24 protein-coding genes are annotated in these 22,284 nt (G+C 70.7%); 8 read left to right on the top strand and 16 right to left on the bottom strand.

Annotation, left to right across the window (positions count from 1 at the left end; translation table 11 throughout):
* Nucleotides 1-128 precede the first annotated feature (128 nt).
* The 5 genes from ACRAKJ_RS20155 to ACRAKJ_RS20135 form a co-directional block, all read right to left on the bottom strand.
* Nucleotides 129-1,073: an anti-sigma factor RsbA family regulatory protein gene (locus ACRAKJ_RS20155; protein ID WP_438922051.1), complete on the bottom strand. Its 945-nt coding sequence runs from the start codon at nt 1,071-1,073 to the stop codon at nt 129-131.
* Nucleotides 1,070-2,137 (bottom strand): MEDS domain-containing protein, encoded by a 1,068-nt coding sequence (locus tag ACRAKJ_RS20150; RefSeq protein ID WP_438922052.1) that lies wholly within the window; start codon nt 2,135-2,137, stop codon nt 1,070-1,072. Before ACRAKJ_RS20150 ends, ACRAKJ_RS20155 begins: the two co-directional genes overlap by 4 nt.
* Nucleotides 2,134-4,032 carry a SpoIIE family protein phosphatase gene (locus tag ACRAKJ_RS20145; RefSeq protein ID WP_438922053.1) on the bottom strand — a complete coding sequence of 633 codons (1,899 nt, stop codon included), beginning with the start codon at nt 4,030-4,032 and terminating at the stop codon, nt 2,134-2,136. Before ACRAKJ_RS20145 ends, ACRAKJ_RS20150 begins: the two co-directional genes overlap by 4 nt.
* 563 nt (nt 4,033-4,595) lie before the next feature.
* Nucleotides 4,596-4,949 carry an anti-sigma factor antagonist gene (locus ACRAKJ_RS20140; RefSeq protein WP_438922054.1) on the bottom strand — a complete coding sequence of 118 codons (354 nt, stop codon included), beginning with the start codon at nt 4,947-4,949 and terminating at the stop codon, nt 4,596-4,598.
* Nucleotides 4,950-5,123: 174 nt separating this feature from the next.
* On the bottom strand, nt 5,124-5,405 hold the full coding sequence (locus tag ACRAKJ_RS20135) for a hypothetical protein (protein ID WP_447009078.1): 282 nt from the start codon (nt 5,403-5,405) through the stop codon (nt 5,124-5,126).
* 128 nt (nt 5,406-5,533) lie between these two features.
* On the opposite strand from ACRAKJ_RS20135, the gene ACRAKJ_RS20130 reads away from it, so the two are divergent.
* The gene (locus ACRAKJ_RS20130; protein ID WP_438927072.1) at nt 5,534-6,562 is read left to right on the top strand and encodes an IS630 family transposase; all 1,029 of its coding nucleotides are present in this window, start codon (nt 5,534-5,536) and stop codon (nt 6,560-6,562) included.
* An 8-nt stretch (nt 6,563-6,570) separates the two neighbouring features.
* Here the strand turns inward: ACRAKJ_RS20130 and ACRAKJ_RS20125 are convergent, their stop codons facing one another.
* The 5 genes from ACRAKJ_RS20125 to ACRAKJ_RS20105 all read right to left on the bottom strand — a co-directional run bounded on the left by ACRAKJ_RS20125 (nt 6,571) and on the right by ACRAKJ_RS20105 (nt 9,437).
* Nucleotides 6,571-6,702: a hypothetical protein gene (locus ACRAKJ_RS20125; RefSeq protein WP_447009077.1), complete on the bottom strand. Its 132-nt coding sequence runs from the start codon at nt 6,700-6,702 to the stop codon at nt 6,571-6,573.
* A complete protein-coding gene (locus ACRAKJ_RS20120) occupies nt 6,699-7,289 on the bottom strand; it encodes a SpoIIE family protein phosphatase (protein ID WP_438927067.1) in 591 nt (196 codons plus the stop codon). The genes ACRAKJ_RS20125 and ACRAKJ_RS20120 overlap by 4 nt, the downstream gene beginning before the upstream one ends.
* Complete coding sequence (locus ACRAKJ_RS20115; RefSeq protein WP_447009076.1) at nt 7,270-7,647, bottom strand: PAS domain-containing protein; 378 nt, start codon at nt 7,645-7,647, stop codon at nt 7,270-7,272. Before ACRAKJ_RS20115 ends, ACRAKJ_RS20120 begins: the two co-directional genes overlap by 20 nt.
* Nucleotides 7,647-8,462 carry an alpha/beta fold hydrolase gene (locus tag ACRAKJ_RS20110; RefSeq protein ID WP_447009075.1) on the bottom strand — a complete coding sequence of 272 codons (816 nt, stop codon included), beginning with the start codon at nt 8,460-8,462 and terminating at the stop codon, nt 7,647-7,649. Before ACRAKJ_RS20110 ends, ACRAKJ_RS20115 begins: the two co-directional genes overlap by 1 nt.
* 426 nt (nt 8,463-8,888) lie before the next feature.
* The gene (locus ACRAKJ_RS20105) at nt 8,889-9,437 is read right to left on the bottom strand and encodes a hypothetical protein (protein ID WP_438925867.1); all 549 of its coding nucleotides are present in this window, start codon (nt 9,435-9,437) and stop codon (nt 8,889-8,891) included.
* A 657-nt stretch (nt 9,438-10,094) separates the two neighbouring features.
* On the opposite strand from ACRAKJ_RS20105, the gene ACRAKJ_RS20100 reads away from it, so the two are divergent.
* Both ACRAKJ_RS20100 and ACRAKJ_RS20095 read left to right on the top strand, forming a co-directional pair.
* Nucleotides 10,095-10,271, top strand: a complete 177-nt coding sequence (locus ACRAKJ_RS20100) for a GlsB/YeaQ/YmgE family stress response membrane protein (RefSeq protein ID WP_438925866.1) — start codon at nt 10,095-10,097, stop codon at nt 10,269-10,271.
* Nucleotides 10,272-10,593: 322 nt separating this feature from the next.
* Nucleotides 10,594-11,064: an ATP-binding protein gene (locus tag ACRAKJ_RS20095; protein ID WP_438925865.1), complete on the top strand. Its 471-nt coding sequence runs from the start codon at nt 10,594-10,596 to the stop codon at nt 11,062-11,064.
* A gap of 381 nt (nt 11,065-11,445) precedes the next feature.
* Here the strand turns inward: ACRAKJ_RS20095 and ACRAKJ_RS20090 are convergent, their stop codons facing one another.
* From ACRAKJ_RS20090 to ACRAKJ_RS20080, 3 genes are all read right to left on the bottom strand, one after another.
* Nucleotides 11,446-12,516, bottom strand: a complete 1,071-nt coding sequence (locus tag ACRAKJ_RS20090; protein ID WP_438925864.1) for a SpoIIE family protein phosphatase — start codon at nt 12,514-12,516, stop codon at nt 11,446-11,448.
* Between the two features lie 181 nt (nt 12,517-12,697).
* Nucleotides 12,698-14,191 (bottom strand): MFS transporter, encoded by a 1,494-nt coding sequence (locus ACRAKJ_RS20085; RefSeq protein WP_438925863.1) that lies wholly within the window; start codon nt 14,189-14,191, stop codon nt 12,698-12,700.
* Between the two features lie 56 nt (nt 14,192-14,247).
* Nucleotides 14,248-15,144, bottom strand: a complete 897-nt coding sequence (locus ACRAKJ_RS20080; protein WP_438925862.1) for an ABC transporter substrate-binding protein — start codon at nt 15,142-15,144, stop codon at nt 14,248-14,250.
* 199 nt (nt 15,145-15,343) lie between these two features.
* On the opposite strand from ACRAKJ_RS20080, the gene ACRAKJ_RS20075 reads away from it, so the two are divergent.
* From ACRAKJ_RS20075 to ACRAKJ_RS20060, 4 genes are read left to right on the top strand one after another with little or no spacing between them, the layout of a single operon-like run.
* On the top strand, nt 15,344-16,963 hold the full coding sequence (locus tag ACRAKJ_RS20075; RefSeq protein WP_438925861.1) for an ABC transporter substrate-binding protein: 1,620 nt from the start codon (nt 15,344-15,346) through the stop codon (nt 16,961-16,963).
* Entirely contained in the window at nt 16,960-17,943 is a 984-nt protein-coding gene (locus ACRAKJ_RS20070) for an ABC transporter permease subunit (protein WP_438925860.1), read from the top strand. Before ACRAKJ_RS20075 ends, ACRAKJ_RS20070 begins: the two co-directional genes overlap by 4 nt.
* Nucleotides 17,940-18,803 (top strand): ABC transporter permease subunit, encoded by an 864-nt coding sequence (locus tag ACRAKJ_RS20065; RefSeq protein WP_438925859.1) that lies wholly within the window; start codon nt 17,940-17,942, stop codon nt 18,801-18,803. Before ACRAKJ_RS20070 ends, ACRAKJ_RS20065 begins: the two co-directional genes overlap by 4 nt.
* Nucleotides 18,800-20,416: a dipeptide ABC transporter ATP-binding protein gene (locus ACRAKJ_RS20060; RefSeq protein WP_438925858.1), complete on the top strand. Its 1,617-nt coding sequence runs from the start codon at nt 18,800-18,802 to the stop codon at nt 20,414-20,416. The genes ACRAKJ_RS20065 and ACRAKJ_RS20060 overlap by 4 nt, the downstream gene beginning before the upstream one ends.
* Before the next feature lie 53 nt (nt 20,417-20,469).
* Here the strand turns inward: ACRAKJ_RS20060 and ACRAKJ_RS20055 are convergent, their stop codons facing one another.
* Both ACRAKJ_RS20055 and ACRAKJ_RS20050 read right to left on the bottom strand, forming a co-directional pair.
* A complete protein-coding gene (locus ACRAKJ_RS20055) occupies nt 20,470-20,910 on the bottom strand; it encodes a hypothetical protein (protein ID WP_438925857.1) in 441 nt (146 codons plus the stop codon).
* A 94-nt stretch (nt 20,911-21,004) separates the two neighbouring features.
* Complete coding sequence (locus tag ACRAKJ_RS20050; protein ID WP_438925856.1) at nt 21,005-21,358, bottom strand: transposase; 354 nt, start codon at nt 21,356-21,358, stop codon at nt 21,005-21,007.
* A gap of 71 nt (nt 21,359-21,429) precedes the next feature.
* Here ACRAKJ_RS20050 and ACRAKJ_RS20045 point away from each other — a divergent pair, with 71 nt between their 5' ends.
* Nucleotides 21,430-21,612, top strand: coding sequence for a hypothetical protein (locus tag ACRAKJ_RS20045; protein WP_438925855.1), 183 nt, complete (start codon nt 21,430-21,432; stop codon nt 21,610-21,612).
* Nucleotides 21,613-21,905: 293 nt separating this feature from the next.
* Here ACRAKJ_RS20045 and ACRAKJ_RS20040 read toward each other — a convergent pair whose 3' ends face one another.
* Entirely contained in the window at nt 21,906-22,283 is a 378-nt protein-coding gene (locus ACRAKJ_RS20040; RefSeq protein WP_438925854.1) for an anti-sigma factor antagonist, read from the bottom strand.
* Nucleotide 22,284 lies beyond the last annotated feature (1 nt).

Here is a 22,284-nt window from a genome sequence, read left to right as displayed (position 1 = left end):
GGCCGCCGACACCGGCGCAGCGGTCCAAGCCAACTGATCCGGCCTCCGACTTCGCCGGGGCGGTCCACTCCGACGTGGCACCGCCTTCGGTATGGCCACCCCGCAAGCTCACCTCACGCGACAATCCATCAGGAGGCGATGCGCAGGAACACGTGCGTGGTCGTACTGCGCGGGGTGGTGTGGACGCGCACCAGGTCGGCGAGTTGGTTGATCATCAGCAGGCCGCGGCCGCCGTCCTGGTCGAGAGCGACGGGGTGGCGACCGGCGAGGGGATCGGTGAGGTGGCCGTCGTCCTGGACGCTGCAGACGAGATGGGTCCCGTCCTGCCAGACGCTCAGCAGGCAGGTGCCGCCGGCGTGTCGGAGGCTGTTGACGACGAGTTCCGTGGTGATCAGCGCGAGGTCGGCGGCCCGGGTGCCCGGCAGGCCGAGACGGCCTGCGTGCTCGGTGGCGACGCGGCGCGCGTCACGGACGCCGGCCGAAGTGGTGACCTTCAGCGTGACGGCGTCCGGGGCGACGTCGAAGGGCTGGTTGTAGCGGTCGACGATGGCGTCGGGGGCGTAGCGGTCGCTGTCGTAGCGGCGACCGGTCTCCCACACCGCCGGGTGGGTGGCCAGCGCGTCGATCACAACGTGCTCGTCGAGCGAGGCGGTGTCGTAGGGGCAGGCGATGGTGACGTCGCGGCCGGTGAAGGCGAGGTTGATCAGTGCCTCGTGCTGGGCGCACGCGGGGTACTCGACGTCGGTGCGCCCGGCCCAGATCGGCTCGCCGATGATGCGGACGTGGGTCCCGGGGTGGCTGTCGGCGAACCGGCGCAGCACGGCGGGGATGATCCGGCCGGGGTTGCGGCCCTCGACCTCCATGTCGAGCAGCAGCACGTCCTCGACGGCAGCCCCGAGAGCCTCGTGCAGCAGCCGCAGTCGCCGATATGGGACGGAGGCGGCGACGGGGTGGCCCTGCTCCAGCCCTTCCACGACGAAAGGCACGAGCAAAGCCAAGTACTCCTCGTCGGAGGCGTAGAACACCGCGGGGTGGACGAACCCACCCTGGAGTCCGGGGTCGGTGATCGTCATGCGGCGCGCTCCACTCGGACGTTGGTCAGGTCGAGCAGATCCACCAGGGTGGACACTCCGGACCAGGAGGTGCGCAGCACGAGGGACGCGCCGAGGGCGGCGGCGTGCCGGGACAGTCGCAGCAGGTTGCCGTGGTCGAGGAAGGTGAGGCCGGCGGCGTCGAACACCAACCGCCCGCCGTGGGGGCGCAGGTCGGCGCGTTGCAGGGCGAGGGTGAACAGGTCGTCGTCGAACTGGTCCACCTCGCCGGCCAAGGCGGCGACCCGATCGCCAGCGCCGTGCAAGCGGAAGCCGGGGAAGGAGGTGTTGGTGTTGGGGTGCATGCACGCTACCTGCGCGAATGCCTGGTCGTCCACCTCGTCTGCGGCGTAGGCGCACATCGCCGAGAACGGTCTGTCGACCATGTACCGGTCGATCCGGTGCTCGTAGCGGGAGAAGGCGTCCAGTTGCTCCGGGGTGCGCACCAGCGAGGTGCAGTCGGCCGCGACGCGCAATCCGGCGAACCCGGCGGCCAAGGCCGCGTCCGTCGCCTTGGCGTAGGTCCGCACCTGCGCCGCGGGCTCGATCACCGCGCCCACCGGATAGGTGGCATCCAGCGAGGCGACCTGCGCGGCCCCGGTCCTCAGCGCTTCACCGATCCCGTCGATCCCGTCGAGGTCTTCGACCAGGCCGTCGGCATCACCGGTGCCGATGTAGCACACCCGGTAGCCGAGGCTCAGCCCTTCGGACAGGAACTCGCGAACCCGGTCGTGGAAGTCACGTGCGTCGCCGTACCGCCAGCACACGTGATCGTGGGCGCCGAACCCGCGCCCGTGCTCGACCAACCCCGATCTGCGCTTGTGCACCGCCTCAGCCACCTTCCCCCGGCGATTGGCCGCCACCCCGCCCGACGGCTCGACGCGAGGCGACAACACGTCTCCCAGGCACGGCGTGCCCGCAGGCGACTGGGCAGCCGGCCCGGATCGGGTCTGAACGCTCGGCGTCGAGGCGTCTTCTGACGGAAGATACCCGCTACCAGCGGCTGTCCAGGCGTCGGAACCAGTGGTGAGGGGGATCGCGGTCACGGCGTTCCTCGTGGGCCTCGGGTGCGGACCGTGGTGATCTCAGCCCAGACGACCTTGCCGTCTTCGGTGGCGCGGGTGCCCCACCGGGTGGCGAACGCGTCGACCAGCACAAGACCGCGGCGCCGGTTGGTTGCCGGGTCCGCGTCGAACAGCCGGGGCCCGGACGTCCCGTGGTCGGCGACGTCGATGAACAGCATGGAGTTCTCGTGGTGCAGGCGCAGGACCACGGGTCGGTCGGTGTGCTCGACCGCGTTGGCGACCAGTTCGCTGGTCACGGTCAGTGCCGCGTCGCGCACCTCGACCAGGTTCCACCGGGTCAACTGCTCGGTGACGAAGGCGCGGGCCCTGGTCGCGATGGTCGGACCGATGTCCAACGGCATGGAGGCCACTTGCCGGTCCGTTTCCAGGCGATGCACGTGCAACAGCGCGACGTCGTCGTCGTGGCGTCCGGCGGTGAGCCGGTCGATGAGCTTGTCGCAGGCGACCTGGAGGTCCACGTCGAGCGGCAGGGTACCCAATTCCGCCAGCAGGGTGTCGATGCCGGTGGTCAGGTCGCGGTCGCGGCGCTCGACCAGGCCGTCGGTGTAGAGGGTCAGACGCGCCCCCACCGGGAACGACGTCTGCCGCTGTTGGAACGCCTCGCCGACGCCCAGCGGCATGCCCAGGCCCTCGCCGATCAGGTCGGTCGTGCCATCGGGACGGCTCAGGACCGCCGGCAGGTGACCGGCGTTGGCATAGGTCAGCGTGTCGTCGGCGGGGTCGTGCACGGCGTAGAAGCAGGTGATGAACGTGGCCTTCGGCGTGACGCCCGCCAGGGCCGACGCCTGTCGCAGCACCTCGGAGGGCGGCAGGTCCAGCAGGGCGTAGGAGCGCACGGCCGTGCGCATCTGCCCCATAACAGCCGCCGCGGTCACACCCCGGCCCACGACATCGCCGACGACGAACGCGGTGCGCCCGGCGGGCAGTTCCATCACGTCGAACCAGTCGCCGCCGACCTCCGAGCCGGTGGCCGCCGGCAGGTAGCGCGACGCGATGGCCAGACCGGTCACGTTCGGCACCGTGGGCAGCATGCTGTGGGTGAGTTCGGAGGCCGTCGAGCGCTGGCGGTCGAACAGGCGGGCGTTGTCCAGGGCGATCGCCGCGTAACCCGCGATGCCCTCGGCGAGCTGCTGGTGCCGCTCGGTGAACCGCCCGGTCTCGTGGTGGCCGAAGAAGAACCCTCCCAGCACCTCCCGCGACGACGGTGAGACCACCGGCACCGCCAGGTAGCTGCGCACCGGCAGGTGCCCCGGCGGCATCCCGTGATAGGGGTCGTTGCGGCCGTAGCGGGGATCTCGGGTGATGTCGTCGGAGCGGACCGTGCCCTCGCCGTTGAAGGTGACGGCGAACACCGCGGTGTTGCGGGGCATGGGGAAGCGCTCGAACGCCGACTTGGGCACACCCGACAGCGCGTAGAGGGTGTAGGACTCGCCGTACTGGTCGACGAGGTTGTAGAAGAACGCGCCGAACTCGGCCTCGGCGGCCTTGGTCGCCGCGTCGGTGGCGTCCTGGACCAGGGTGTCGAGGTGCAACTGCGAGGTCAGCCGGTGGCCGACGACCTGGAGGGTGTCGACCAGTTCCGCTTCGGCGCGCAGCCGCTGGACCGTGTCCTCGAGGTCGGCCGCTTGTTCGCGCGAGGTGTCCTCCAGCACGCGCAGGTGCTCGAGCAGGGCGTCTCGCTGAGCCGCCACGTCGACCTCACCGCGTCCGGCGAGGGGATGGGCCAGCAAGCCGGTGCGAACGCTGACGGCCACCGCCCGGAACAGCTCCGCGGTCCGCGGGAGGATCGGCACACCCGCCGCCAGCACCACGCAGAACAGGCCACCGTCCGGCAGCCCACCACCGAACGCCAGCACCGAGCGAACGCCGCGGGACTGGACAAAGTCCTGGTCCGGGATGTGTTCACTGCCGTCAGGATCGGGGATGAGGAAGACACCGCACCGATCCTCCGCCTCGTGGACCGTCCCATCCACGCCCCGCGCTCCGAGCGCGGCGGCCAACGCGAGGGCTACCGGCGTCGCGGCAGCGGCTTCATCCGAGGTCGGGGCGAACGCACCGGCTTGATCGCACGCGACCGGAGTGCTCAGTTCCGGTTCCATCCCGGAGTCCGCTTCCAGCACGAGGCACCACGTGTCCGGATCGACATCGCCCGGTACGCGTTCGCGAACGCCCCGCCGCAGCGCGTCGGGCAAGGTGGCGAAACGGCGGGTGGAGAACATCCGCGCCGACAGCACGACCGACTCCCCGCGCTCGTCGGTGAAACGGTCACGGAGTCGTCGCACGATCTCGGTGGCGGCGCAGGTGAAGTCGTCGGCGCCTTCGGCAGCGGCGCGAAGCCCTGCGGTCAGCCGCACCATGTCCGACAGGCCGAACGAGGCGAAGTCGCCGCTGTGCCGGACACCTCGATGAGGACGGCCGCTCACGGGGCCGATCCGCCCGGCACGTCGGGCACTCGCGGGTGGATCGTCAACAGCCGGTGCAGCATGGTCAGCGTGATCGCGGACTCGACCTGGGGCCGCAGGGCCGCCAAGTGCAGCGTTCCGCCCGCCGCCTGGGCGACCTTGTGCAACCGGACCAGTGCGCTGAGTGCGCTGGAGTCGCAGAAGTCGAGGCCGGACAGGTCCAGCACCAGCGTCCGCCCCTGGGCCGCGAGCGGTTCGACCACCTCCAACATCCGAGGGGTCGTGCCGAAGTCGAGCTCGCCCACGACGGCAGCCACCGTGTCGGCACCGCGGTCGTGAACACCGATCTCCAACGGCAGGGCCTCGCTCATCTCACCTCTCCTCGTTCGCGAACTAGCTCAACTTACCCCCGTGGCTTGCCCCTGTGACCAGGCCGGGTAGGAATCCTCCCCGCACCCGAGGCGGTTCTCACGCACGGCGTCGAAGAGCCGTGCACGGTCGACGCATCCGGTTCGGGTACGGCATGCGATCCGTACGCGCTGCCATCAGATGGAATCGATTAAGGTGGTCACCCGTCGAACCGGGAGGCGTGAGCAGGTCGAGCGCGGCACTCGCGCTCGAGGCGAGTTCATGCGCGACGATGAAGGCGCTGATCCCGCTGGAGTCGCAAAGGTCAGCCCTGCCAGATCCAGGACGAGGTGATTGCCTGTCGCGAGCCGCAGCCGGGTCAGCGCCTCGTGCAACCGCGAGCTGCACCGGTGGTCGAGCTCTCCGGTCAGGACGATGGTGTGGACGGTGCTGTCGACCATCGTGGGCAGGTGGAACACCGTGCCTCCTAAGCAGGTCGACGGAGGTTGTGTCTGTAACCCGTGCAGATCCCCTGCGAACGTAGGAAACCTCGTCGGGTTGGATCCGGTTACCACACCTGGAACAACCCGACGAGGCCACGACAAGTATGCGCCCGGCGCACATCTACGCCACCCTGACCCCCGCACAGCACCGCGACCTGGTCACAGCCCTGCACGGATCCCGGCGCGTCGCCGCCCGCATCGTCATGGTCCTGCTGTCCGCGTCCGGAATGACCGCGTCCGAGATCGCCCGGCTGCTGCACTACGACCCGGCCACGGTGCGCCGGTGGATCGCCCGCCACGCCCGCCACGGCCTGGCCGGACTGCCCGACCGGCCCCGCAGCGGACGCCCCCGCCTGGGCAGCCCCCGCCTCGGACAACGCATCCGCACCCTGCTGACCACCCCGAAGGCCTGGACCACCGCCCGCCTCTGGCGAGCCGCCGGACGACCCGCGATGAGCCTGGCCACCTTCCGCCGCCGCATCCGGGAACAGGCCCGCTGGTGCCGTCCCCGCCTGATCGCCAAAGGCGACCCCGACCACGACCCGATCTGCGCCGACATCCGCGACCGCATCACCGCACTCCCGCCCGGGTCGGTGGTCCTGGCCGAGGACGAGACCCACATCGACCTGCTGCCCAGGGTCCGCGCCACCTGGATGCCCACCGGCCTGCGACACCGCATCCCCACCCCCGGCACCAACCGCCGTCGCACCGTGCACGGCGCGATCGACCTCGCCACCGGCGCCTTCCACCACCACGTCTCGGTCAAGAACGTCTCCGTGGTGTTCTGCTACTTCCTCGACCTGCTGCTCACCGCCCACCCCGACGCCCCGGTCGTGGCCGTCGTCTGCGACAACGGCTCCACCCACCACAGCGGCATCACCCGACGATGGCTCGCGGAACACCCCCGACTGATGTTGATCGAGGGCGCGAAGTACAGCCCGCAGGACAACCCCGTCGAACGCGTGTGGGCCGGCCTCAAACACCGGATCGCCAACACCGCACCCGCCACCATGGCCGACCGCGTCCGACAAACCCACGCCTACTTCCGCAACCGCACCGACGACCAGACGCTCGCCACCGCTGCACCCTGGACCTCACCCTGGCTACCCGAGGGTTACGGACAACACTTCTGATCAGGTGCTTAGAAGAGCGTGGCGGTGATGTCGGGGTTGCCGATCGCGAGGATCGCGGTGGCGCCGGAAGGGGACTTGGAGCAGTCGACCAGCAGGCACACCAGCCGGTCGACCACGGTGTGGGCGTCCTCGCCGGTCATCTCGGCAGCGGCGCCGGGTGCCCACCGCCCGCGATGGTGACGGCGAGCCCGTCGCCGTCGCGTTCGAGCAGGCCGAAGACCACCGTGCAGAACTGCGGGGACCCGGGCCGGCGTTGGTGCAGCATGACCGTGTCGAGGGTGGTCAGCACCGCCACGGGGTCGGCGTCGTTCACGGCGGCGTCGTTCACGGCGGCGGCGCACAGGGCGTCGGCGCACAGGGCATAGCGGGCCAGCGAGGTCGGCACGGCGGCCTCTGGCCCTTTGCCGCAGACGTCGCCCGGGAAGAACCCCCACCGGTCGCCACCCAGCGGAAACACGTCGTAGAAGTCCCCGCCGACCTGGTCGCTGGACGCGACCTGGTAGTGGGCGGCGAGTTCGGCGCCGTCGATCGCGGGCAGCTCATCGGGCAGCAGGGTGCTGGTCAGGCGCTCCAGCCGTTCCCGCTCCTGCTCGGCCTTGCGCTTGGCGGCCGGCAGCTCCCGCTCGTACGCGCGCCGCTCCCGGGGCCGAACACGGTGATGCGGACCAGCAGCGGCTGCGCCTCCCCGCCCGTCTTGGCCCTCGCGTTCACCAGGGCGGGCAGCCACGGCCGTCGGCGGCCACCAGGTCGAGGGCGAGCTCGCGCGCCTCGCCGTGCATCCGCAGCATCGGCGCGTAGTGCATCCCGTGGTAGGGCCTGCCGCCACCGGTCAGCAGGTCGGTGAAGCGCCGGATCCCCACCGGGTTCTCGCGCCGGTACCCGAGCCAGCCCAGCAGGGTGGCGTTGACCTTGGCGATCTCGCCGTCCACGAGGGCCGACAGGTAGCCGCATGGCGCGTTGTCGTACAACTCCTCGACGTCGTCCTCCAACAGGGAGGAGAACACCACCTGCGCATCACGGATGGTCGGGTCGCCGTCCTCACCGGGCTCGTCGTCATCATCCAGACCGGTCCCGGCGGCACACATCACGTCCGTGCGCTCCCCGGCCTGGCCAGGAACTCCCGGATGGCGCCGGTCGTCTCCCCCGGCGCACTCAGGTTGGGGCAGTGCCCGGTCGCGTTGAGCACCACCAGCTCGCTACCGGGGATGCTCCGGTGCACGAACTCTCCCACCGCCTGGGCGGCGATGACGTCGTCGCGGCACTGGAGCACCAAGGTCGGCACGCCCACCTGGGTCAGGTCGGCTCGGTTGTCCGACAGGAACGTCACGCGCGCGAAGTGCCGCGCGATGTCCGGGTCGGTGCGGCAGAAGCTCTCGGTCAACTCCCGGCCCAGCTCGGGGCGCTCCGGGTTGCCCATGATGGCCGGCGCCATCGCGGCCGACCAGCCCAGGTAGTTGCTGTCCAGGGAGTCCAGCAGCTCGTCGATGTCCTCGGCGGTGAACCCGCCGCGGTAGTCGCCGTCGTCCACGTAGCGGGGCGAGGGGCCGACCAGGACCAACGCGCCGAAGCGCGACGGGTCGGAGTTGGCGGCCAACACGCCGATCATCGCGCTCACCGAGTGCCCCACGAACACCACGTCGCGCAGGTCCAACTCTTCGAGGACCTCCAGCACGTCGGTGGCGTAGCCGTCCAACGACGAGTAGCGCTCGGGTTGCCACGCCGACCGATCCGAGCGCCCGGCGCCCACGTGGTCGAACAAGACCACCCGGTGATCGTCCGCGAACGCGGGGACCATCAGGCGCCACATGTTCTGGTCGCAGCCGAAGCCGTGCGAGAACACCACCGGTCGGCCGTCCGCCGGGCCCGACACGGTCACGTTGTTCCTGCTCAGCACGTCCATAGCGGCAGTATTCCACCACGACCTGAGCACGGCGACAATCGACACTCACCCGCCGACGTGTCCACAGCCGTGACCGTGGCATGGCGTTATTGAACCGAAAGTGCGTGCCCACCTCTCCTTGGGCAGTAAACTCGCCGGTCGGCGACTTGAAGCGCAGGCGAGCGGACACCTTCGAAGCAGCAACTGGTCGACGCATCAAACCCGCGACCTGCTTGGACACTGCCGGAATTCCGGTTGAGCTTCCCCGACCTGCCGGGCCCGTAGTTCTCGCCGGTTTCAAGAGCGGCGTCTACCACCACGTGGCCGGTTAGCAGCCGGAGGGACGGGTGCGCCGGTGGCACGCTTCGGCAAGGCCGACGTCGCATCGACGAGGTACTGTTCGGCCGGTGTCCGGGAAGCCGTGGACGCCGAGGTCCGCTCGATGTCTCAGCAGGTGCCGGTGTGGAGTTTGAGCACCAGGAGCTTGTGGCGGTACATGCGGCACAGGGCGACCATGAGGTGGACCTGTTCACCGGGGCCCAGGGCGTGCAGCCGCTCAACGAGGTTGTCGGGCTGCAGGTCGACGTCGGTGCCCAGACGCTGGTTGAGGATCTCCCGGGCCAGGTCGTATTCGCGGTCGCCGATGGCCAGCCGGTCGACGTCGCGCAGGTCGCAGTTGCCGGGCAGCGGGAACCGGACGAGTTCTTCGGGGTAGCGGGTCGCCATGAGCTGCACGGCGACGTTGACCAGGCGCGCCACCAGCGCCGCCGCCCGGTCGACGTCGTCGAGCATGACCACCAGCTCGTTCACCGTCACCGTGTCGGGCTCGAACGCCGGCGGCGCGTCGATGTCGACGTCGAGCCGGTGCAGGGCCAGTGTGATGTTGTCCAGCACGCGTTCGGGATCGACGAGCACCCGTTCGGGGCTGCCGCTCTCCACGCTGGCTCGCGGGTGCCACGGATCGAGGAACTCCCGCACCGCTGCCTCCCCGTACACGTCGGGATCGGGTACGGGTCGTCGGGAACGCGGAAACTGCTCCACCGCCCTGCCTCCTCATGTCGATCGCCACCGGGCCACCGCCGTGATGCCCGGCGACCGCACCTGCAGTATCCCCGCCGGTACACCCGCCGCGGACCGGCATCACGGACCAGGACCGCCGGCCGGCGGCGCGGTGCCGATCAAATCACCGACCTCGGCGAGCGCACGGCTGGGACGACATCCCGACTCTCCACGCTGCCGCGATCGCGTCCGCGTGGATGTCGGACCTCATCCGTACCAAGATCCGGATGTGGCGCCACCAGCACAGAAGTCGAGTGAGCGAACTCGCGGAAGACGAACACGCGCTGTCGCTCGACAGGGCCCGGAGGCACGGCACGTCGGAGGCTGCTTCTGTCCGAACCGGACCGCGCCTCCGGTGTTCGACGAGTTTGCGGTTGCCCGATCGAGCGAATTACGAGGAAAGATCCCGTTTTCGACGGCTTCGGCCCTCACCGATCACCACCACAGGTGTCAGATCGGTTCGGTATGGGCAACCCGGATTCGACAACGATCACGCCACGCCCCAGGAGTCTGCGTGGCACGACGACAAGGAAGCACCGTGGCATCCTTGGTTGGATCGTTCTGGGTCTCATCGCCGGCGGCATCGTCATCACCATGCCGCTCGGCATCGTCGGCGCCATCCTCGGCGACTTCAGCGGCCGCGCGATCTTCGGCTCCGACATCGGCAGCTTCTTCGACCTGAGCACCTGGCTGCCCGCCATCCTCGGCTCGGTCGCCGTACTCGCCGTCCACCACCTCGCCACCAGCCGGGGCCACCGCGCCCACGGCTGACACCGCAGCACCACGACATCGGGCCCGCCGGCGATCCACCGGCAGGCCCGGTGCTTGCCCTCACGTCGACGGCACCGCGACAACTCGACGCGTGCCGTCCGACAGATCGTGCACGGCCCACGATCACCGCGAACAGCCAGACCGCTTGGCGTGGCGACCCTCCGCATGTTCACCGTCCACCTGGCCCGATAGCCGATTCCACCCACTCTCTCTAGACCGAATGGCTTAACGGTGTATGAGCGGGAAGGGCTTTGGGCAACCCGGTCCGGTGACCGACGCCCATTCCGCCCGTGACCACCCTCCGGTGCCGACACCCCGCGACGTGGCCACCACGACCGGATCGCACGACGTGACGATCGCGCAAAACCAGCGCAACGTGGACGGCCGCATCGAAGGGGTGCGAACTACCGGCCAGGGGCAGGTCGACGTCTCCTTGGCCTGCGAGGACCTCGCCGAACTGCGCAAGCGCATCGGCGAAGCGCTGCACCTCCAGAACGAGGACTTCGTCCTCGACGTGCAGCTGGTGGCGACGGAGCTGGCGTCCAACGCCTGCGATCACGCCAAGGACCCCAGACACCTGTCACTACGTCGCGAGATCCACCCCGACCGCGGACCCGAACTCGTCATCGAAGCCCACGACGCAACCCCCGACCGCACCCCGGTCGTCGGGTCCTCCAGCATCAGCCTTCACCGCGGCAACGGCATGAAGATCATCCAAACGATCTGCAACGACTGGGGCGTGCGCCAAGGAACCGACCACAAGGTCGTCTGGGGCCGAATCCGCATGCCCTGACGAATCACGCCACCCGCCGATGCGATCTCCTCCCCCGCAGATGTGTCCGGCCACACCGTTGAACCGCGGAAGCGGGACGCGCCACCCGGGCATGGGCATTATGGTGCAGATCACACGATTGTCCATCGATGTCGTGGCGTCACCGCTCGGACGCGTCCCGACTTCGGGATCCATGTGGCCGACGGATGTCCGCTCACGGACTTCGCTCAACCCTGACGCGTCGGTAGGTGCAGTTATGCCGGAACGACCTGGGGTGCCGTTGGCTCAACATCCCCGGTCGTTCCGGCCCGGCCCACTGGATGGGCCTACCGTGCAGATGACGCGTCCTGACGGTGCACCCGCCTGCACCCCCGGTCGGAACAGCCTAGTCCACCAGTGCTGTCACATCGGATGGCGATGTATCTGACGAGGCGGCGGTAATCCGCGCACGGCGGCGGTGGTGTGGTCCCGGTCGGGGCGGAGGGTGAACACCTTGTCCGGCCTGGTCTCCTGCAGGGGGCACAGCACGACGCGTTGGCTGGCCGCCACCACGAACGCCACGCCACACCGCTGGGCGTGGACGGCGGCCTGGATCAGCAGCGCCACTCCCGCCGAGGCCAGGAGCTCCATTTCGGTCAGATCCAGCACCAGGTCGACGCAGGCGGCGGCCGTGTCGATCACGGCATGGGCGACCGTGGCCGTGATGTGGGCCTCGAAGTGGCCGGCCTTGCGGTCGAGCTTGTCGGACACCTCCGCCGGGTCGGGGAACTCCAGGGCGTAGGCGTGCAGGGCGCTGCGCAGCCGTCCCATGACGATGGCGGCGGGCACCCCGCTGCCGACCACGTCGCCGATGACCACGCCGATGCGCTCGTCGGGCGGTTCGAACACGTCGTACCAGTCGCCACCCACACCGTTCTCCGCGCCGGGCACGTAGCGGGCCGCGAACTCCCAGGCGGGGACGGTCGGCAGCAGACCGGGCAGCAGGCTGTTCTGCAGCAGGGTCGCCGTCGCCAACTCGGACCGCGAGCGATGCAGGTGTGCCGCCGTCGCCGGCCGGTCGGCGGGGAGCTGAAGCAGGTCGATGTCCTCTTCGGAGGTGAGCGTGCGGCTGTCGAAGTCGTGCTCGACGCGCCCGACCCGGCAGTTGCGCCGGGCCTCGACGCGCGGCGCGGGGCCGGGACCCGGCTCCCGCCGCGCGGTCCACCGGTCGAGCCCGCCGGCGCCGGCGCGCAGCACCGCCCTGCTGTGCGCTACGACGATCCGTCGGCCCGCGTCGACCTCGACGCGGTCGTGCCGGCTCAACCGCACGACACCGCCGTCCGCGCCCCGGCTGCGTGGCCGGGGCGGGCCGAGCGGGGAGCTGAGCGAGCCTCCGGGCAGTTCCAGGACCCGTTCCAGCTCGGTGAGGGCGCACAGCGAGCCGGGCCGCTCGGGGCGGCGTCGACCGGACTGCCACAGGCTCAGCGTCGGCACGCTCACCGGTGTGCCGCACTGGACCAGCCGGTGCCGCACCCGCTCCAGTGACAGCCCGCCGGCGTCGATGGCGGCGCGCAGCGCGGCGGCGAACGGCCCGTCCGCCGACAGCCTGACCAGGTCGGTCCGGCTGTCGGCGGGGCCTGTCGTGCACCGGAAGCAAGAAGGTGTGTTCGCAGTGTCAACGGCGTCCGGATCTTGACAACCCCTTGCGCTCCCGGCCGTCCACCGCCGCGCGGGCGCGGGTCTGCCGGCGCAGGTCCGTGACCGCGACGGCGAGCGCGGCGGCCAGGAACAGGCAGGCGACCGCGGTGGCCCGGTCGAGCGCGACGCCGTGCAGCGCGTCCGGCGCGTCGATCAGCGTGAAGCCCGCGCCGTAGATCGTCGAGTAGTACGCCGTCGACGCGGTCGCGACGCCCACGCTGTTGCTGATGCGCTGGCCGAGCTGACCGAGGGCGCCGGCGGCGCTGCCCTGCGCGGCCGGGACGTCCACGAGCGTCATGGAGTGGTTGGGGGAGACCACCAGGCCGGCACCGAGGCCCTGCACGAGTTGCAGCACCGGGATGCCGGCCAGCACGGCTGTCGTCGACAGGTCGCCGTGCAGCAGTGCCAGGGTGCCCAGCGCGCCCGCCAGCACGAGCAGCATCCCCGTCGCGGTCAGCACCCGGCCGAGCCGGGCCACGTACCGGCCGCCGAGCCAGGCGCCCAGCACGGACGTGGCCGACGACGGCAGCACCACCAGACCCGCCAGGAACGGCGTGACGCCGCGGGCTTCCTGCAGGTGCAGGGTCAGCGCGAGCGCGATGCCCGGTCCGGCGGCGAACCAGGTCAGGGACACGAGCACGCCGTTGCGGAACGAGGCGATGCGCAGCAGGGCCGGGTCGACCACGCCGGAGCGGCCGGCGGCGGCGCGGCGGCGCGCCCGCGCGGCGAACAGCGCGGCGAGCGCGACCGCCGGCACCAGGGCGAGCCAGCGGGCGTCGACGTCGTCGGGGCGGCCGGTGGTGAGGATGAACGGCGTCAGCAGGGCCACCAGCGCGAGGCTGCCCAGCCCCAGGCCGGCCACGTCGACGTCCGGTCGCCGTCGCTCGTGCGGGGCCTGCCCGGCGGTGGGCAGCAGGACGTGCGCGGCGACCAGGAGGGCGAGGGCCACGGGGACGTTCATCACGAACACGCCCCGCCAGCCGAGCAGCGGCGTGGTGACCAGCAGGCCGCCCAGGCTCGGGCCCAGCGCGGTGGCGAGGCTGACGCACATGCCGTAGACGCCGAACGCCCTGCCGCGCTCCGGGCCGGGGAACAACTGCTGGACGATGCCCATCAGCTGCGGCATGAGCAGCCCGGCGGCGACCCCGAGCAGGGCGCGGCCGGCGATGACGTACCCGGTGTGCGGGGCGACGGCGCACAGCACGCTCGCGGCGAGGTAGAGGCAGGTGCCGGCGTGGGTGAGGGTGAGCCGCCTGCCGGCGTCGCCGAAGCGGCCCGCGGGGACCAGGGTGACGGCGAAGCAGACGACGTAGGCGGCCTGGATGAGCTGGATGCCGGCCGGGCCGGGGCGCAGGGCCCGTTCGATGGCCGGGACGGCGATGGACACCTTGTGGATGTCGAGCAGGAGGAAGCCGGCGGTGGTGCCGCACAGCAGCAGCACGGCCCGGCGGTTGGCGGCGGTGGTGGGCATGGCGGGACCACGCGTCGGCGGCGCGCCTCGTGCCGCGCCGCCGTGCGCCGGCGTCCTCAGACCTCCTGGAGGATCTTGCTGGAGTCGACGAGCGCGCCGAACTCGCTGCCCGCGTCGATCAGGCCCCAGCTGGCGATCCAGTCCAGGGTGCGGTTGAAGTGGTCCTCCGGGTACGGGCCGGGGTGGACGTAGCGCAGCCGGGCCGTCTTGAAGTCCTCGGGCGAGAGCTCGGCGATCGGCGCGGCCTGCGCGATGAAATGCTTGAGGTGGGGGCGGATGTCCTCGTGGATCTTGTCCACGCCCCGGGCGACGGCCTGGTTGATCCTGGTGAACGTCTCCGCGTCGAGGCTGTCGTTGGCGACCTCGGCGCCGTAGTAGTGGGCCTCGGCGAGCACCTTGTAGCCCTGCTTCTCGGCGACCGTGATCCACGGCTCCATCACCGCGACGGCGTCGATGTCGCCGTCGCGCAGGGCCTCGAACCGCTCCTTGCCCTTGATGCCGACGAGCTTGATGTCGGCGCGCGGCAGGAAGCCCTCCAGGGTCTGGAGCACCAGGTAGTGCGAGCCGTGGTGGAAGTTGACGCCCACCCGCACGCCGGCCAGGTCGCCCGGCACGTTGTGGGGCGAGTCGGGGCGGACGATGATCGCCTGGCTGGCGACCGCGGCCCGGCGGGCCACGACCCTGCCGTTGACCTGGCTGTCCTGCGACCGGCGCAGCTGGCCCCACTCGCAGGCGTTGTAGAGCTGCGACGCGCCCGCCTCGAACAACTTGAAGCTGCTGAACGAGGAGACCTTGCGCGGGTCCTCGATGAACCGCAGGCCGGTCTCGTCGGCGGGCCGGTGGCGGATCAGCTCGACGTCGAGCCCTTCGTCGGCGAAGTAGCCCTCCTCCTCCGCCACGTAGTAGGGCAGGTAGAAGACGGCGCTCGTCGCCTCGATCTTGATCTTCGACATGCGGGTTCCCCAAAGACTCATATTAGAAGTTCTACGGTAGACGTCCACAAACCCTAAGTTGTTGCGCCGCTTCAACGTAGAAGTTTCACATAGCGAGACGCTATCCACTACGGGCGACGACAGCTCTAACGTCTGGCCCACGCGCCGCCGGCGGACGACGCACACGATCCCGAGACAACACGAAAGTGGGTCACCAACGATGAAGCGCCACCCCCACGCCCCGAGCGGACGCGGCCGGCCACCCGGACGCCTCACAACGGCCCTGGCCCTGCTGGTGTCGGCCGGCCTGGCGCTCTCCGGCTGCGCCGCCACCGGCGGCACCGCGACCGCGAGCGGCGCCCCCGTCAAGGGCGGCGTGCTGAAGTACCGGGCGGCCGGCGGCGGCAAGTCCATCGACCCCGCCACCACCACCGGCTACGGCCTGGCCGTGCCGCTGCGCGGCCTGGTCGACTCCCTGGTGTTCAACAACCAGGACGGCACGTTCGCGCCCTGGCTGGCCACGAAGTGGGAGGTCAACGACAACGCCACCCGCTACTCCTTCACGCTCCGCCAAGGCGTGACCTTCAGCAACGGCGAGGTGCTCGACTCCACCGCGGTGCGGCTGAGCTACCAGGCGCTGCGCGACGGCGGCGCGAAGTACGCCGTGGCCAACCAGTGGATCGGCGCACTCGAACGCATCACCACCCCCGACCCCACCACCGTGGTGTTCGAACTGGCCAAACCCAACTCCTCGTTCCTCCAGGCGGTGTCCGGCACCGTGCTGGGCATCGTCGCACCGGCCACGGCCGCGCTCCCCTTCGAAAAGCGCCAGGAAGGTCTGGGCATCATCGGCTCCGGCCCGTTCGTGGCCGAGGAGAGCAGGGGCGAGGAGGGCTACACCCTCGTCCGCCGCGACGACTACTCCTGGGCACCCGAACCCGCCGCGAACCGCGGCGCGGCGTACCTCGACAAGATCGAGGTCCACAACATCCAGGACAACAGCATCGCCGCGGCCGAACTGCGCTCCGGCGGCCTCGACCTGCTGCACAACACCGAACCCGCCGACAAGACCGAGTTCGCGAACAGCACGGAGATCACCATCCGGCGCGAGCCGCTGCCCGGTTCCGCGCTCGGCTTCGCGGCCAACACCGAGGTACCCGGCCTGGACGACGCGCGGGTGCGGCGCGCCCTGGCGCTGGCCGTCGACCGCGACGCCGTGCTCAAGCGCGCCTCCGCGATCGACATCGCACCCAAGAGCGCCTACACCGCCAGCAACCCCTACTTCACCGACCAGTCCGCCAAGATCCGGACGGACGTGGCCGAAGCCGAGCGGCTGCTGGACGAGGCCGGCTGGCGACGCGGCCCGGACGGCGTCCGGACCAAGAACGGCACCCGCCTGTCCTTCCAGCTCGTCTACAGCCCGTCGACGATCTCGCACGAGCCGAACATCGCCGTGGTGCAGTCGCAGTGGAAGGACATCGGCGTCGAACTGAAGTTCGGCAGCCTCACCCAGGCCGAGCTGAACCAACGCCTCCAGTCCGGCGACTACTCCTTCTCCTGGGGCTCGGGCACCCGCCCCGACGCCGACGTGCTGCGCTCCACCTACGGCGGCGTGGACGAGGAACTGGACGCCCTCTTCGGCCGGATCCTGGCCGAACCGGACATCGCCGCACGCAAGGCGCTGGCCGCGCAGGCCTCGGAGATCGTGCTGGACAAGGCCTACTACATCCCGCTCTACGACTTCATCCAACCGCTCGCCCACCGCAACAGCACGCACCTGCCCCTGTTCGAGGCCACCCACGTCCCGTGGCTGGGCGACGCCTGGGTGGACCAGCCGTGACCCGCGACCTCGCCCGGACCGCGGCGGCCAAACTCACGCACGCCGCCGCGGTGGTCCTCGCGGCCTACTCCGCGTCGTTCTTCCTGCTGTTCGTGCTGCCCGGCGACGCCGTGCTGGCCCGCATCGGCACCACCGACACCATCGGTTCGGCCGACCTCGCCGGGCTCGACCTGGACCTGCTGCGCGACGAGGTCGGCCTGTCCGACAGCCTCTGGACCCAATACGTCGACGGGGTGACCGGCCTGCTGCGCGGCGACCTGGGCCACTCGCTGGTCACCGAGCAGCCCGTCACCCGGCTCATCGGCGAGGTGCTGCCCAACACCCTCGCGCTGGCCGCCGCGTCGCTGGCCCTCTCGGTGCCGCTGGGCTTCGCGCTGGCCGTGCTCGCGGTCACCCCGCGCTCGCGGGCGATCCGCTCACTGGCCTCGCTGACACCGTCGGCCTACGTGAGCCTGCCGGTGTTCTGGGTCGGCATCCTGTTCATCTACCTCTTCTCCCTCACCCTGGGCTGGTTCCCGTCCAACGGCAGCCGGGGAATCGCCTCCCTGGTGCTGCCCACCGCGGTGCTGGCGCTGCTCGGCGCCGCGCAGTTCGCCCAGGTGCTCATCAGCGGCCTGCGCACCGAACTGGGCACCACCTACGCCGCGGTCACCGCACCCGCCAAGGGCGCGAGCCGCTTCCACACCGTCTACCGGCACTGCCTGCGCAACGCCGCGTTCCCGTTCCTGGCGGTGTTCGGGCTGCGGGTCGGACAACTGCTCGGCGGCACCGTGGTGGTCGAGGTGGTGTTCTCCCGCGTCGGGCTCGGCCGGTTGATGGTCGACTCGGTCAAGGCGGTCGACCTGACCGTCGTGCTGGGCCTGGTGGTCGTGCTGGCGGTCGCCTACGTCGTGGTCAACGCCCTGGTCGACATCGGCTACGTGCTGCTCGACCCCCGCCTGCGCCGCCGTGCGGCACCCACCCAGGAGGTCCGGGCGTGACCGACACCCTCACCGCCCCCACCACCGGCGTCCCCTCACCACCCGTCCCCGCGCACCGGCGACGCCGCCCGCGCCCGCGCGAACTGCACGTCCACCTCACGCTCCTCGCCCTCCTCGTGCTCATCGCCGCCTTCCCCGGCCTGGTCACCTCGCACGACCCGTACGAGCTGGACGGGCTGCCGTTCACCCCACCGGGCGGCGAGTTCTGGTTCGGCACCGACGAGATCGGCCGTGACCTGTTCTCCCGAGTGGTGCACGGCCTGCGGATCTCGCTGTTCTCCGCGCTGCTCGCCGTCACCGTGGCGCTGGTCGTCGGCCTGGTCGTCGGCGTGCTGTCCGGGTTGCGGCCCGGCAGCCCGCTCGACCGCGCCCTCGGCATCCTCACCGAGGCGGTCATGGCCATCCCGGCCGTGCTGCTGGCCCTCGCGGTGATCACCACCTACGGGCGCGGCGCGTTCGTCGCGGCGGTCGCCATCGGCATCGGCGAGGCCACCGGGTTCGCCCGGCTCATCCGCGGCTGCGTGATCCGCGCCGGCACGCTGACCTACGTCGAGGCGGCCCGCACGTGCGGCGCGGGTCCACTGCGGGTGATCACCCGGCACGTCGTCCCGAGCATCTACCCGCCGGTGCTGTCCTACACCGCGCTGCACTTCGGCCTGGCCATGCTGGCCATCGGCTCGCTGAGCTACCTCGGCTTCGGCGAGGCCCCGCCGTCGGCCGAGTGGGGCGTGTTGATCGCCGGCGGCCAGAAGTACCTGGCGCACGCCTGGTGGGTCGCCATCATCCCCGGCCTGGCGCTGACCGCCGTGGTCGTGCTGCTCAGCCGCACCGCCCACCTGCTCCAGGAGGACCACGCATGACACCGTTCGTCCGGATCACCGACCTCACCGTCGCCTACCGGCACGCGCACGACGGCACGTCGGGCACCGCGCTGGACTCGATCTCCCTGGACGTCCCCCGCGGCCGGGTGACCGCGGTCATCGGCGAATCCGGCTCCGGCAAGAGCACGCTCGCGCACGCCGTCGTGCGGCTGCTGCCGCGCAACGGCCGCGTCGTCGACGGTCGGGTCGAGTTCGCCGGCGAGGACATCGCCCAACGCGGCGACAAGGAGTTCCGCGCGTTGCGCGGACGGCACATCGGGTTCGTGCCGCAGGACCCGATCGCCTCGCTCAACCCGACCAGGACCATCGGCGCGCAACTGCGCGAGGCGTTCACGCTGGCCCACTCCCCGCTCTCCCCCGCGCAGATCGACCAGCGGGTCCACCAGGACCTGCTCGACCTGGGCTTCCCCGACCCGGACACCCTGGCGGCGCGCTACCCCCACGAACTGTCCGGCGGGATGCGCCAGCGGGTACTGGTGGCCATCGCGTTCTCACAACGACCCGAACTGGTCATCGCGGACGAACCGACCAGCGCGCTGGACGTGCTGGTCGGCCAGGAGGTGCTGCGCGCCATCCACACCGCCCGCGCCAAGCACGGCACCACGGTCGTGCTCATCACCCACGACCTCGTCCTGGCCAGCCGCAACGCCCAGGACGTCGTGGTGCTCGACCGCGGCAGGGTGGTCGAGACCGGCCCCGTCGACGAGGTCTTCGCCGACCCCCGGCACGCCTACACCCGCACCCTGCTGGCCAGCTCCGCCCGGGTGACGCGAGGACGCGTGCTCAGCATCGCCGAGTCCTACACCCGGCGGCCCGCCCGGACACCGGAAGGCGAGCCCACCGCGCCCGCGGTCGAACTGCTCTCGGTGTCCAAGCGGTTCGGCACCGCGAAGCACGGCACGCAGGCCGTCGACGACATCTCCCTCACCGTGCCCAGCGGCACGACGTTCGCGCTGGTCGGCGAATCCGGCTCGGGCAAGACCACCACCAGCAGGCTCATCCTCGGCCTGGAACGCCCGGACCGGGGCGTGGTGCGGGTGCTCGGCCGCGACGTCCCCGAACTGCGCCGCGACGGACTGCGCGCACTGCGCCGGGACATGCAGGTCGTCTACCAGAGCCCGTTCGAGTCGCTCAACCCCCGCCTCCCCGTGCACGGCATCATCGCCGAACCACTGGACGCCTACCGGATCGGCTCCCGCACCGAGCGCGCCACCCGCGTCCGCGAACTGCTCGACCTGGTGCACCTCCCCCAGTCCTACGCCGACCGCAAACCAAGGGAACTGTCAGGCGGCCAACGGCAACGCGTGGCCATCGCCCGCGCGCTGGCACTGCGCCCCCGACTGCTGGTCCTCGACGAACCGGTCTCCGCCCTCGATGCCACCGTCCAAGCACACGTGCTGGACCTGCTCGTCGAACTCCAACGGGAACTGGACCTGACCTACTTCCTGGTCACCCACGACCTGGCCGTGGTCGCCGACATCGCACGGCACGTGGCGGTCATGCGCGCCGGACGCATCGTCGAGCACGGCCCCACCCCCCAGGTCGTCCTGGCACCGCGGCACGACTACACGCAGGCGCTGCTGACCGTGTGACCCGGCCGCGCCGACCGTACGCCCCCGTCCGACCAGCCAGGCGCCCCCGCCGGTCAGGCGACCCCGGCCCGGACGACCGCGCGGATGTCCACGTCCAACACCGTCGACACGGCGGGCAGCACCCGACACCCCGCCCGGTACTGCTCCAGCAGCAACTCGACGTCCGGCTCGTCCAGACCGTCCACCACCACCTCGACCAGCACCCGACCGACCTTGAGCCGATTCGGGGTATAGCGCGACGTGCGCGCCCGGACGTGCACCGCCCGCGTGCCCGGGTCGTCCGCGTCGGGGTCGCCGTCGGCGCGCAACACGTTCAACAGGTTGACGACGAGGGCCGAGACCAACAGGTCCAACGGACCGGGCGCCTTCCCGGGACCACCCGAGGCGACCGACCCGTCCGCGAGCAGCTCGAACGCCGGACCGCGCACGGCGAAGCGCCCGCCCACGTCCGTCGTGCAGCCGGTGATGGCGCTGATGTAGTCGTACCCGGTCATCTGCCCTCCCACGAACGCCAGGTGGCGGGTCCAGTGTGCGCCACCCACGCGGACGGAACAGAGCCGTACCGCTATCTGGACACTGTGGACGGGATCACCGCTTGGCCAGCTCGGCGGCGAAGATCACGGACGCCTTCTTCAACACCTCGATCTCCTCCTGCATCGACCCGATCCGCTCGTGCGCGGCGTCCAGCTCGGCCTCCAGCTCGGCGATGCGCGCCAGCAACCGCTCCCGGGGCGCCTGCCGCAACCGGGCCGCCTCACCGGCGCTGAACATGCCGTCGTCCAGCCGCTTCACCCAGATCCGCAGGGACTGCTCGCCGACCTCGAACTCCTCGGCCACCTCGCGCAGGACGGACCGGTTGCCCGGCTCCGCCTGGCGGCGCTCGACAACCCGGCGGACAGCGGCGGCACGCACCTCGTCGCTGTACTTCCGCTCGAACGCCATGTCCGCCCTTCCGTCATCACCGTCTCCACACAGCGTAACGACTGCGGAGCACCGGCCGGACCATGACGCGCGTGGCCGACGACCGCCCGGCCACAACGCGAGCATCGCCGCGGCGCCTCGTTGACGACCTTGCCCGGATCATGATCACGGCCTACTCGACTACGAGCAGCCACATGCCGGGAACCCCGCATGAGCGCCTTGCTGTCCCGAACGCGAAGGACAAGGTCACGGTGATCGTGCGCCATGAGCGCTGAACTCACGACGAGAAATAATTTTGTCCACACTGAAGGTATAGAGATACTTATCAAATACCGATAGTGGTCAGGCTCCGGGTCGCAGGGTTGGTGGTGACGCCTCGCGGGTCGAGTACGCGGACCGGACCGCGGATCAGCCCGCGCCAGCGGCCTTGTGAGGACATAGACGCCAACGACATTCACACGGTCCCGCCGTCCCGGTCGCATGCCGGAACCGCGCATCCCGTCGACACACGCTCGCGGGATGGCGAACGCCTGGTTCCACATGCGGCGCACAGCCGGGTTGCGGCCGGCTACGCGGCCGACCGGGCAAGGTCGAGGGCCTCGTGCAGTGTCGGGCGGACCCGCAGCACGTCGACGGTTCCGGTGATCTGCAACGTCCTGAGCACCGGACGTCGACCGGCGGCCACGGCGAAGCCGACACCCAACCGAGTCGCGCGATCGCGCGCCTCCAGCATCGCCGTCACGCCCAGCGAGCCGAAGAACTCCACGCCTTCCAGGTCGACCACCACCCCGACGGGCCGCCGGTCCAACCGGGCGGCCAACTCCGCGCTGATCACCTCGACGCTGCCGTGGTCCACCTCGCCGGCCACGCTGGTGATCAACACGCCGTCCTGCTCGGTGTGCGCGATGTCGACCCACGGGCCGATATCGGTGAGTCGGTCGTCCACG

The organism is Saccharothrix sp. DSM 118769 (assembly GCF_052936295.1).
This window is presented reverse-complemented; position numbering and strand designations above follow the sequence as displayed.